A 12499-nucleotide genomic window follows, 5' to 3' on the forward strand; every position below is an offset into this window, starting at 1 on the left:
ACTCACTTATAATCTTGTAAAAAGTCATGCAGATTTTTTAAGGCTTTAAGTAAAGCTTGCTCTTCATCCGTAGACATCTGGCTTAGAACGCCTTTGACCATCTCACGGTGAAAATGTTGATGTACCCGATAAAGCAATTTGCCTTTTTTTGTCAACGCAAGTTTGACTACGCGTCGATCGTCTTCACTGCGAATGCGTTCTACATATTCTTTTTTAACCAAACGATTGATTGCAATGGTGAGGGTCCCAACAGTAATAGAAAGCTCTTTAGCGACTTCTGAAGTTGTTTTCTTCTTGTACATGCCGATTGCTTCAATCGTATGCATTTCTGTGATTGAAAGATCTTTAAATTGTGATTTCTTTAATTCTGATTCTTCGATCACGAGAATGTCATTGAAGACACTGACTAAATAGTCGTTGACCGTTTCTAAATTTGGTTCCATATCTTTCACCATCCGAATAGTTTGATAATCAAATCATTTGATAGTCAAACTATAAAGTAACTTTTAGAGAATTGCAAGAAAATTTTTTGATTTTTATTTTTTTTAAGCGCATTTTTATTTTCAGTACGCTTTTCTAACCTTCACAAGTTTTTAAGTTGACAATTACCAGAGAATCGAGTAGTTAAAAATTATTTTGATTATCAAAGATTTCTTCCATCATTTCACGAAAATGATTATCGTGTCAGAACATCACTTGTTCTACACCTTAAATTTTGGTATCGTTGCAGTGTAGAAATGAGGTGATGGACATCAACGCACGGATCGAATACTTAAAGCAAAAAGCAAATGCGTTACCCCAAAAACCTGGGATTTATTTAATGAAAGATTCTCATGGCGGAATTCTGTATGTTGGAAAAGCCAAGCAATTGAAACAACGAGTTTCTTCTTATTTTCGCAAAAATACACAGCATACAAACAAGATTCTGCGTTTAGTTCACAATGTCGTAGATTTCGAAACAATTTTCGTAGACACAGAACTCGATGCGCTATTGTTAGAATGTCAGTTGATTCAGCAACATCGTCCCATTTATAACCGTCAAATGACCAACTTTCTTAATTACCAATACATCCGCTTTGATGCAGGAAACATCGTTCGAACAAATGAGGCAGCAGAGGATGCAATAGGACCTTTTCGCCGATCCAAGCAATTGCCGGAAATCATTGAGATATTGACAGAAACGTATCAATTACCTTCTGTCAATCCTTATAAACTTCTCTCGTTGTCCAAACAGTTGCCGTTGATGCAAACTATTCCTTTGGAAGAAAAACTGAATGAGCTGAAACTTTTCTTTCGTGCAGAAAGCAAGACAATATTTCGTTATCTCGACCAACGATTGCATTATTTTGCGGAACAGTTACTTTTTGAACAGGCTGATCAACTACTGTACCAAAAAAAATTGCTTCAATCCTTTTATCGAGAAATTCTCGAGGTGAATACTCTGATCGCTCTCCCAGAATTTCGCTTTGAGATTCCTCTTGAAACCTCTCTTGAAGCTTCTCTTGCTGCCGATTCATCACAAGTAAAAGTCTATCAACTCTCTTTTGGACAAATCATTCATAGCGAAGTTGTATCAACCTCTGATGCTTTTGTTCCAGCACCTTTAACAACAGCTAAACGATTGCTGCCAACAGACCTTGACCCTCTACATATAATTTTGCGCCAGTTAAGACAATTAAATTTTGTGCTGTCAAATACCTAAACGCTCAAATGATTGCAACAAAAAACCAGCGCTCCTTAAAGAGGAACGCTGGCAATGCGTATGGCATTTTTCATCTGAACGCTGATACGTTTATTGGATCAAATCATAAATTTCCATGGCTACAATATCAATATTATCAAATTGATAAGGCTGACTTGACTCTGCTTCCGTTAACTCAAACGTTTCTGTGGTGTTATCGTAGGTCACTGTGCATTTTTCTACGCCTTCTTTTTCGAAACGGCGAACTTGAACCTCGTTGTCTTGCGCTTCGACCATCGCTTCTAAACGTTTGATGATAGCGACTAATTGCGAACTTTTCATTCGTAAGCCTCCTTTTTCTGTCCGTTATATTGTATCAAATCATATTCTATCTTGCATTGATTTTTTACAATTTATTTTGTCATTTTAAGATTTTTTTCCATCTTGCCACCAAAGCTTAATCAGGGCTTGAGTCCCATCACTTTCATAGCCAGCTTCCGCTAAGCGATCGTACATTTTTTTTGCCAAAGCCGTACTTGGCAAATCCAGTCCCATTTTCGCTGCTTCATCAAGTGCGATACCTAAATCTTTGATAAAATGTTTGACAAAAAAACCAGGTGAAAAATCTTCTTTCAAAATACGGGGGCTGTAGTTGGCCAATGACCAGTTTGCGGCGCTGCCACCAGATAATGTCTCAATGACTTGCGGAAGTTCTAAACCTGCTTTATCGGCATAGACGAGCATCTCAGTCATTCCAGTCATCGTGCCAGCAATCATGATCTGATTGGCCATTTTTGTGTGCTGGCCTTTGCCGGCAGAGCCATGAAGATGACACGTTTTTCCGACAATCTCAAATAGTGGTTCAACTTTTTGATAGGCTTCCTCGTCACCACCCGCCATTATCGTCAACGTTCCATTTTTTGCTCCAAGGTCACCACCAGAAACTGGCGCATCAATACTTGCCGCACCATGCTCTTTTGCCGTTTGATAGATTTGTTCTGCTAATTTTGGCGTACTAGTTGTAAAGTCAACTAAATATTTTGCCGCGACATCGGTTTGAAAAATTCCCTTTTCTCCATAGTAAACTTCCTCAACATCTGCAGGATAGCCGACCATTGTGAAAACAACTTCACTTTCAGCAGCAACTATTTCAGGCGTATCACACCAAACCGCTCCCTTAGCGACTAATTCGTCTGTTTTGCTTTTTGTACGATTATACACATTTACATGATGTCCGCTTGCTAAAAAGTGACCGACCATTGATTGGCCCATGACACCCGTTCCAATAAAACCTAGCTTCATAGTCATACCTCCAAAAATAAAAAAATTCACGTCTTTAGTATACGCTAAAAACGTGAACTTGACTGCAATAATGTTTAATCAATTGTTCGTTTAAATGATTTCAATTTGACTTTGAATTTTTTCAATGTTTCTTCGGTTTCCTTGTCTAGGCGTTCTGTCTCATAGTAAGCAATCATATCATGGTAAAAAGAAAGCATCGATTCACCAAAGTGTGCCGCAGAGATTTCATACATTTTTCGTGCTAAGACACTTTCATCCCTAGGAATCTGCTGTTGATAATAATGAATAAATGCAGAAGCAAAATCTTGATCGGTGTCAAAGGTCACACCAAGAGATGGATCATCGATCAATGTATTTAAATAATCATTGCCTTCAACGACTAAAGGCGTACCTGCTGCCATTGCTTCTGTATACGTCAGTCCTTGTGTCTCTGAAGTAGAAGCACTGACGAAGAAATCTGCTGCATGATAATAGATGGCTACTTCATCATTTGCAACCTCTCCAACAAAATGAACATGGTCAGACAAGTTCATTTCTTGAACTTTTTCTTCCAATTTTTCTTTGTAAGGCCCTTTGCCCACGATCACTAATTTGGCTGAAGGAATTTCTGCTAGAATATCAGGCAGTCCATCAACGATCGCTTGGATATTTTTCTCATAAGAAATACGACTCAATGATAATAACATTGGCTGGTCTTCTTCAATCGCCAATTCTTGACGCAAGGCTCGTTTCATTTCCAGAGTGATATCCGGACGGCGAAATTTCTCTACCTCAATACCAGTGGGAATGATGCGCATCGGCGACACAACGCCATAACTGCGTAGTGTATCGATGACCCGTTCACTCGGGCAGACAACCCCAGTAGAATGATTGGCAAACAGACGAGAGAAATACTTTACGTGTGTAGGTCGCAAAACTTTTCCTTTCGCAATATAATGCAGATAATCTTCATACATTGTATGATAGGTATGAATCACAGGAATCTGTAGTTTTCGACCCACCATTTTTCCCAGTAGTCCCGCACCAAATTCAGTATGGGTATGAATCAGTTCTAGTTCCAACTCTTTCGCAATCAAATAGGCATACCACATGCCCCGCACCACGATTCTACGGTCTTTGAAAGACACGAAAGGCACACTAGGCATACGAATGATATCTTCCTCATCCATTTCTGCATTTGGATCTGTAGTCGTAAAGATATAGACCTTATGGCCCTTCTTTTCCAACTCTTCTTTTAATGTTTTGATCGATGTCGCTACACCGCTCACTTGCGGAAAATATGTGTCTGTAAAAAATCCGATTTTCACAACGGTACCTCCAAACTTGCCGTCAATCAACGGGTTTTTCTTCTAAAACGCTTTGATAAACTTTCTTTAACTCTTTTCCAATTTCTTCAATACTCCGTTCTGCAGCTGCTTGATAGCCGGCAGCTGACAGATCTGGTACACGACCTTCTACGATGTTAGCAATTTGTTCAACGAACTCATCAACTGTCCGTCCCATATAAGAATTTTGATTCTCTTGCAACCAACTATGATAAACAGGAATGTCACGCACTAGAACTTTCTGCTTACTAGCAAGCGCCTCTAACACAACGATCCCTTCTGTTTCTTCATAGGAAGGAAAGAAAAACAGATCTGCTCCAGAATAGGCCCCCTCAATGACATCTCCTTTGATATAGCCAGGAAAAATAACATTTTCAGGATGGTTTTCTTTCACGAGATCTCGAACCGCTTTAGGGATCGTATACATAGGTGTATGTCCAAACCAAATAAAAGTATACTCTGGCATGCGGCGAGCAATCTCAACAAAATCGACAATTCCTTTTCTCTCAAAATACAAGCCAACAGAAATAATCACTTTTTGATCCGCCGACAATTGGAAATAGTCGCGAAAAGCCTGTTCTTTTTTTGGTTCCGGACGATATTTGTCCAAATCAATCCCATTAGAGATCGCACAGATCGGTACCTTGATGCCATACCCTTCCAATAGTTCTTTTGCGTAGGGCGTTGGGGTTATCAATTGATCGGCTCGGGAATATAAATTGATCAAATATTTTTTGTATAATGGCGATAACTGGTTTGAGCCGATAAATGAATTTCGAAAATCTTCTTCAGTCGAATGCGCATGGTAAATTACCTTTTTGCCTTGTTTCCTTGCTTTATTGATTTGATTCAACGAATTGATCCCATACGTATTAATATGAAGTATATCATAATCCTCAGCTTGTTTGTCTAATGTATATTCAACACCGATACTGCTCAGTGCACGTTGCTGATGCGCAAGTGCTCTGCCGATACCAGATTTCTCTAAAAGCTTTTCACTTTCAAAATAGAGAAGTACTTTCAAACGAGATTCCTCCTTCTAAACTGTTACATCTAGTATAACATAGCTAGACGAGAACACCCTCCAACTCAAGGCCTAGTTTTTGTATTGATTTCTATCATACGTCAAAAAGCTGGTTTATCAAAGGTCATCAAAACAATATGACAAAACTGTTCGCTCCCAGACCACAAAAAAAGCAGCAAGCGAATTCGCTTGCTGCTAACTTTTAACTACTTTACATATTGATTGATCAATTCGACTACTTCTTCCATCGTATCGCAATCTTCCAAAGCACGTTTTGCTAATTCTTGCATGTCAGTTGTTGACAAGCGTTTCATTAAGCTCCGTGTTTTAAGTACAGAAGTTGCGCTCATAGAGAATTCATCTAAGCCCATACCGACTAGAAGTGGCACAGCAGTTTGATCGCCGGCCATTTCTCCACACATACCAGCCCATTTACCTTCAGCATGTGCTGAATCGATTACGTTTTTGATCAAACGTAGAATAGATGGGTTATATGGTTGGTAAAGATATGAAACTTGTTCATTCATACGGTCTGCAGCCATTGTGTATTGGATCAAGTCATTGGTACCAATACTGAAGAAGTCTACTTCCTTGGCAAATTTGTCAGCTAAGACAGCTGCTGCAGGAATTTCGATCATGATACCTACTTGAATATCTTCAGAGACAGTTACACCTTCATCGATCAATTTTTGACGTTCTTCTTCGTACATTTTTTTCGCAGTACGAAACTCTTTCAATGTTGCCACCATCGGGAACATAATACGCAAGTTTCCGTGAGCAGAAGCACGTAACAGCGCACGAAGTTGTGTACGGAACATGCCGTCACCCAACTCAGATAAACTGATACGCAATGCACGATAGCCTAAGAATGGGTTCATTTCGTGTGGCAATTTCAAGTAAGGAAGTTCTTTGTCCCCACCGATGTCCATTGTACGAACAACGACTGGTTTACCAGCCATTCCTTCAAGAACTGCTTTGTATGCTTCATATTGGTCATCTTCTGTAGGAAAATCAGGAGAATCCATGTACAAGAATTCTGTCCGGTATAAACCGACAGCTTCTGCACCATTGTTGTGAACACCTTCAAGATCTTTAGGCGTTCCGATATTTGCAGCTAATTCAAAGTGCTTGCCGTCAGCTGTAACGGTTTGAGCATCTTTCAATTTTTCCCATTCTGCTTTTTGTTCCGCGTAAGCTTTCCCTGCTTCAATAAATTCAGCAGCTTGGTCTTCAGTAGGATTGATGATAACATCTCCTAAGATTCCGTTAACTGCCAGAATATCACCAGCATTCACTTTAGCTGTGATTTCTTTTGATCCTACGATTGCAGGAATCTCAAGAGATCGAGCCATGATTGCTGAGTGAGAGGTACGTCCCCCGATATCAGTTACAAAAGCTTTAACGAAGTTGCGGTCTAATTGCGCAGTATCACTTGGTGTCAAATCGTGAGCAACGATAACAACTTCTTCGTTGATCATTGAAGGATTTGGCAACGTCACATTTAGCAAATGTGCCAAGATACGTTTCGCAACGTCTTTGATGTCCGCTGCACGTTCTTGCATGTATGCATTGTCATCCATTGCTTCAAACATGCCGATATACATGTCAGTGACTTCTTTCAATGCAGCTTCTGCATTGACTTTGTTATCTGCCATGTTTTGTTTGATTTGTCCGATCATTTCAGGATCTGACAGAACCATTAAATGAGCATCAAATACTTGTGCTTCTGCCTCGCCTAAAGATTGCGCTGCTTTGTCACGGATTTGTTGCAATTCCGCTGTTGACTTTGCTAGAGCTTCATCTAAACGAGCTTCTTCTGCTGCCGTATCTTCAACATTTACTTTTGAAAAAGATAAATCAGGTTGTACTAACAGGTAGGCTTTGGCAACGGCTACACCATCACTAGCAGCAATTCCTTTTAGCATCTCAACCATTATTCAGACAAACCTTCTTTTTTCATTGTTTCAACGATTGCAGCGATTGCATCTGCTTCGTCAGCACCTTCAGCAGTGATTGTAACGTCAGAACCTTGACCAACACCTAGAGACATAACGCCCATGATTGATTTAAGGTTTACTGATTTACCTTTGTACTCCAAGTTGATATCAGAGTTGAATTTGCTTGCTGTTTGTACTAATAAAGTAGCTGGACGTGCGTGAATCCCTGTCTCAGCAACTACGTGAAAATCTTTCTTTTCCATATTGATCAATCTCCTTTATGATACGGTTTTTTTGTGGTGAAGGCTTTTTTTGACTCAGTCAATTGTCAGACTCAAAAAAACGCCCTTTCAACTGTTAAGATTACCATTTTTTTCTCTGATAGACAACCGTTTTCTCTTAAGAAAACGACTGAAATGAACCTATATTTGTTTTTATGGTTGGTACCGATAGATGATCTTGCCATTCAAGCCAGCCTCGCCGACAAATTTCATGCGGTCTTCCAATTTTAACCATGCTTCTCGAAATAGCAGAAATTCGGATTGTTCTACCAGCAATTCGTCGATTTCTCCAGAGCGCAACTGTTCAATTTGTTCAACAAATCGATTTTCATTCATCTCTATCACCTCTTCATCTTCTCCATTATAAACGATTCTTTTTTCAGGGAAAAGTTGTTTCCGTCATCAAAGCTGAAATCCTTGCAGTCTGAAAAAAAAATTGTATAATAAAGTTATGGTCAGTAAAGGTCAATGAAATTTTTGACGCTGCTGACAATTATTCACCGAATCTGCAAGTGTATCTTTTTACCATGAGTAAAAATCGCGGTAGAATGATAGATGAGCAAATGATAAGAAAGGTCGTGAACATATGCTTTGTCAAAACTGCGGTAAAAATGAAGCTTCTATTCATCTTTATGCCAATGTCAATGGTCAAAGAAAACAACTCGATTATTGTCAAAGTTGTTACCAAAAATTAAAAGCACAATCTGGAAATCCAACAAATATGATGGCTCAGGATCCCTTCGGCTTCGGAAATCTTGATGACCTTTTTCGACAAATGTCTCGCCAAATGCAACAAGGAAATTCACCTTATGAACAAACGCCTCCAACTCAAACTGGAGGAAACGGCATAATCGGCGGACAACCTCCGCGCAATGGCCAAGCACCTTCTGGTCTTTTAGGCGAATACGGCATCAATATCACACAACAAGCTCGAGACGGCGGGATCGATCCAGTCGTAGGACGTGACGATGAAATTCGTCGGGTGATCGAGATCTTGAATCGCCGAACGAAAAACAATCCTGTATTGATTGGTGAGCCTGGTGTAGGTAAAACCGCTGTCGTGGAAGGTCTGGCACAAAAAATTGTCGACGGTGACGTTCCTCAAAAACTAATGGATAAAGAAGTGATTCGCTTAGATGTTGCGTCACTGGTTCAAGGAACGGGTATTCGCGGACAATTTGAAGAGCGAATCCAAAAATTGATTGAAGAAATCAAACAAGCCGAAAATGTCATCTTATTCATTGATGAAGTCCATGAGATCGTGGGCGCAGGGGCTGCTGGTGATGGCAACATGGACGCTGGAAATATTCTGAAGCCAGCATTGGCTCGCGGTGAATTACAAATGGTCGGCGCAACGACATTGAACGAATATCGCATCATTGAAAAAGATGCAGCATTAGAACGTCGTTTGCAACCTGTCCGAGTCGATGAACCTTCTGTAGAAGAAACCATCAGTATTTTGAAAGGATTACAGCCTCGATATGAAGATTACCATCATGTAAGATATACGGATGAGGCAATCAAAGCTGCTGCTACCCTTTCCAATCGCTACATCCAAGACCGTTTCTTGCCTGATAAAGCGATCGATCTTCTGGATGAGACCGGCTCGAAAAAAAATCTGACTATTCAAATTGTTGATCCGAAAACAATCGACAAGAAATTGCAAGAAGCAGAAGAACAAAAACAAGCTGCTTCTAGAGAAGAAGACTTTGAAAAAGCTGCTTACTACCGAGATCAAATCAATAAGCTGCAAAAAATGAAAGAACGTCAAATCAGTGAAGAAGAAACTCCCGTGATCACCGAAAAGGATATGGAGCAAATCGTTGAAGAACGGACGGGCATTCCGGTTGGCGAACTCAAAGAAAAAGAACAAACTCAGTTGAAAAACTTAGCTCAAGATCTGAAATCGCATGTAATCGGACAAGATGAAGCAATCGATAAAGTTGCTAAAGCGATCCGTCGTAATCGTGTGGGATTAGGAAAACAAAGCCGTCCGATCGGTTCGTTCCTTTTTGTCGGACCAACTGGTGTTGGTAAAACAGAACTTGCTAAACAACTTGCCTATGAAATGTTTGGCTCTGAAGAATCAATGATTCGTTTTGACATGTCAGAATACATGGAAAAACACAGTGTCTCCAAACTGATTGGTTCTCCTCCTGGTTATGTTGGTTATGAAGAAGCTGGACAGTTAACGGAAAAAGTCCGTCGTAACCCTTATAGCTTAATTCTTTTAGATGAAATCGAAAAAGCTCATCCTGATGTTCTGCATATGTTTTTGCAAATCTTGGATGACGGTCGTTTAACTGATGCTCAAGGACGCACGGTCAGCTTCAAAGACACATTGATCATCATGACAAGTAATGCCGGCACTGGAAAAGTAGAAGCCAATGTTGGTTTTGGAGCAGCCCGGGAAGGTGTCACACGATCTGTCTTGAATCAGTTAAATAACTACTTCACACCAGAATTTCTGAATCGCTTTGATGGCATCATTGAATTCAAAGCATTAAGCAAAGAAAATCTGTTATCCATCGTTTCTTTGATGCTCGCAGATGTCAATCAAACCTTAGCCAATCAAAAATTGCATATTGAAGTTCCAGAAAATGTCCAAGAAAAATTGGTAGAGCTTGGTTATAGTGCTACGATGGGGGCTCGCCCATTACGCCGAACGATTCAAGATCATATCGAAGATGGTATCGCAGAATTTTATCTTGATCATCCTCTAGTCCATGATCTACAAGCAACTTTGGATTCTGAAGACAAAATCATTGTGACAGCAAAAACTGTTGACACACCCGAAGAGCCAAAGGAACAAGAAAAACAGCCATCTGATGATGAGTAAAATCCTCGCAACAGCCAGACATCGTACCTTATTTGTCTAGATTTCTATGCCAGACGCCTGAATAACCTCAAAAAAACCAAGGTTTTCAAGCTGTCTGGCTTTTCTTTTTAAAAAAAACGCCCTATAATATTAGTAAAAATACATAGAATGTGAGGTGAGTATGGTGAAATTGATCAATGTGACAAACAGCCATTCTCGATTAGTTATGAATCAGCTTGAAAATACCGATGCTGAAATGGTAAAAGTATATACTGCCGGAGACATCACAGTCATCTTTACTTCTGCTCCAAATCACAACGAAATATTGCTGATCAACAAAAAACGCGCAATCAAACCTACCGAAATTGAAGAAATCAAACATTACTTCTTGAAAAAATTACCGCCTGGTTCTTATGAACCTGAAACGATCTCAGTTATTGAAATGCCAGATATTGTAGAAATTTCTATCCAAAAATCGCTTTCTTCGCAAACCTAATACCAATAAAATCACTATAAAAAAATATCTATAAAAGATGACTGTCACAGCCCTCTTTTATAGATATATTTTTTTGACTTATTTATCGTTGCCCCTGCGAAAAAAAACAATCTTTAAGCAAAAGCATCTGTGCCATGACTCAATCAACAGATCGATCCTAACTAATTTTTGGGGGCACTTTCAGATCGAATTCGCCGTTCGATGATCCTCCCATTGATAAATATCCCTAACCTTTTCCATGTTTCACTGTTATGGATATCCTCAAGAAAGAAAAAACACTGATTCTTTTTTGATTCAACAAATCGATCAGAGATAACGATATCTGCTTCTGCAAGGTTTTCTACCATAGTTACAGTTTCCTTTTTATATACACCTGTTATATAATTTTTTACTAACATTACATAGTTGGCATGAGAGGTAATATTAATCATGACATTCAAAGGTTCCGCCATCACATGTCCAACATAGGAGTATAGTAGCTCTGTTAGTTGTGTACTAAATATATCCAAATCTCTTTCCGCTATGCTTTTTTTGTAAACTGATTTTATCATCTCTTTTATTTTTAGAAACTTATCGTTCAACAACAATTTCTTATCTTCGTGGTAAAAGAAGGAACTTAAACTCAGCTTATCCGTGATCAAAAAACGATATACAAGATGAAAAACAAATGTGCTATGAAGGTTGGCAGGAATACTGTAACTCTCCTCCATTTTCTTCAAAGCTTCACATGCATGATCTACGATAGGATTTCCAGATAATTTCATTAATCGCTTCTCCAATCGTTCGCAGATTTCAGATGTCAAATATTCTGGAAAGAAATAAATAGCGAAAAGATAGTAAAAGAATTTTTCTGACTGATAAATAGAATGATTGATCTTTTTATCTAACGGATAAAAAGTCTGACAAAATCCTAGTCGGATTTCTTCATATAAACAGTCGCTTATAGCCGTCTCTTCTTTTGAATCTATATCAGTTTAACTTCCTATTTTATGGGCATCCATAAAAACTCTAGTTATTCTAGAAAGTTTCTCTTGCTTGATCCTCGTTACATTCTTTTCGTTATGATATCTATAATAATTGTCCTCAGCAAATGTCGAAGAATGTGTATTCAGAATATAGGAAAGTACTCGTATCTGGCTTTCCTTACCTTCCACAACTAAATAATTCATTTTCTTCCTAATCTGGCAATCGACTCCAATCGTTCGAATGATATCGGTTGCTTTATTGACTAATTTGTAACAATAAGACTGACTATAATTAAATTGCATTGATAACTTGACCATCCCTACTTTTCGATGTTTAAGAAAGTAATTCAGGACTTGGAAAACAGAACTTTGTCTAATATACTGTATCTTTAAACTTGAATACAAAGACGTAAAAGTTTCTGGGGTCTCTATGTCAGAAAGTCTAAATAATCTATTTTCAAATTTAATGAGTGAGTCGGTTATATTCAGTTCTACTATGTAATCCTCATTGATCTGCATAATCAATGACTTCACCTTGCGATTAGTCAGCGAATGCTTACAAGCTAGTTCATCAATTGATGTTTCAGTCTTTGAAATAATATCCTCTAACAAGTTTAATTTTTGTTCTTGCCTCTCTGTCAGAAACAACTTCCATAAATCCATGATGCTC

Annotated in this window: 13 protein-coding genes; 3 read left to right on the forward strand and 10 right to left on the reverse strand. The window is 38.9% G+C overall.

Translation table 11 applies throughout. The annotated features are described in order from the left end of the window. Positions 1-2 precede the first annotated feature (2 nt). A complete protein-coding gene (locus tag EGX73_RS14190; RefSeq protein ID WP_005471259.1) occupies positions 3-443 on the reverse strand; it encodes a MarR family winged helix-turn-helix transcriptional regulator in 441 nt (146 codons plus the stop codon). A gap of 302 nt (positions 444-745) precedes the next feature. Between EGX73_RS14190 and EGX73_RS14195 the strand changes: the two genes are divergently transcribed. Further along, entirely contained in the window at positions 746-1702 is a 957-nt protein-coding gene (locus tag EGX73_RS14195; protein WP_005471257.1) for a GIY-YIG nuclease family protein, read from the forward strand. A gap of 90 nt (positions 1703-1792) precedes the next feature. On the opposite strand, the gene EGX73_RS14200 is transcribed toward EGX73_RS14195, so the two are convergent. The 7 genes from EGX73_RS14200 to EGX73_RS14230 form a co-directional block, all read right to left on the reverse strand. Further along, positions 1793-2023 (reverse strand): YkuJ family protein, encoded by a 231-nt coding sequence (locus EGX73_RS14200; RefSeq protein WP_003126341.1) that lies wholly within the window; start codon positions 2021-2023, stop codon positions 1793-1795. 84 nt (positions 2024-2107) lie between these two features. Further along, positions 2108-2983 carry an NAD(P)-dependent oxidoreductase gene (locus EGX73_RS14205; protein ID WP_005471255.1) on the reverse strand — a complete coding sequence of 292 codons (876 nt, stop codon included), beginning with the start codon at positions 2981-2983 and terminating at the stop codon, positions 2108-2110. A gap of 74 nt (positions 2984-3057) precedes the next feature. Further along, positions 3058-4290 (reverse strand): glycosyltransferase family 4 protein, encoded by a 1233-nt coding sequence (locus tag EGX73_RS14210; protein ID WP_021149858.1) that lies wholly within the window; start codon positions 4288-4290, stop codon positions 3058-3060. 22 nt (positions 4291-4312) lie between these two features. Beyond that, positions 4313-5332, reverse strand: a complete 1020-nt coding sequence (locus EGX73_RS14215; protein ID WP_021149859.1) for a glycosyltransferase family 4 protein — start codon at positions 5330-5332, stop codon at positions 4313-4315. Between the two features lie 206 nt (positions 5333-5538). Then, a complete protein-coding gene (gene ptsP / locus EGX73_RS14220; RefSeq protein WP_003126336.1) occupies positions 5539-7266 on the reverse strand; it encodes a phosphoenolpyruvate--protein phosphotransferase in 1728 nt (575 codons plus the stop codon). Beyond that, on the reverse strand, positions 7266-7532 hold the full coding sequence (locus EGX73_RS14225; protein ID WP_003126335.1) for a phosphocarrier protein HPr: 267 nt from the start codon (positions 7530-7532) through the stop codon (positions 7266-7268). Before EGX73_RS14225 ends, ptsP begins: the two co-directional genes overlap by 1 nt. Positions 7533-7703: 171 nt before the next feature. Next, positions 7704-7886: a hypothetical protein gene (locus tag EGX73_RS14230; RefSeq protein ID WP_005471251.1), complete on the reverse strand. Its 183-nt coding sequence runs from the start codon at positions 7884-7886 to the stop codon at positions 7704-7706. Between the two features lie 250 nt (positions 7887-8136). On the opposite strand from EGX73_RS14230, the gene EGX73_RS14235 reads away from it, so the two are divergent. Then, complete coding sequence (locus EGX73_RS14235; protein ID WP_003126333.1) at positions 8137-10389, forward strand: ATP-dependent Clp protease ATP-binding subunit; 2253 nt, start codon at positions 8137-8139, stop codon at positions 10387-10389. Between the two features lie 163 nt (positions 10390-10552). Continuing rightward, positions 10553-10864 (forward strand): DUF1827 family protein, encoded by a 312-nt coding sequence (locus EGX73_RS14240; RefSeq protein WP_029486733.1) that lies wholly within the window; start codon positions 10553-10555, stop codon positions 10862-10864. A 161-nt stretch (positions 10865-11025) separates the two neighbouring features. On the opposite strand, the gene EGX73_RS14245 is transcribed toward EGX73_RS14240, so the two are convergent. Both EGX73_RS14245 and EGX73_RS14250 read right to left on the reverse strand, forming a co-directional pair. After that, a complete protein-coding gene (locus tag EGX73_RS14245; RefSeq protein WP_003126330.1) occupies positions 11026-11628 on the reverse strand; it encodes a hypothetical protein in 603 nt (200 codons plus the stop codon). Positions 11629-11838: 210 nt separating this feature from the next. Beyond that, positions 11839-12492: a helix-turn-helix domain-containing protein gene (locus EGX73_RS14250; protein ID WP_003126329.1), complete on the reverse strand. Its 654-nt coding sequence runs from the start codon at positions 12490-12492 to the stop codon at positions 11839-11841. Positions 12493-12499 lie beyond the last annotated feature (7 nt).

This window comes from Enterococcus sp. FDAARGOS_553, assembly GCF_003812305.1.
Lineage (GTDB): Bacteria > Bacillota > Bacilli > Lactobacillales > Enterococcaceae > Enterococcus_D > Enterococcus_D gallinarum.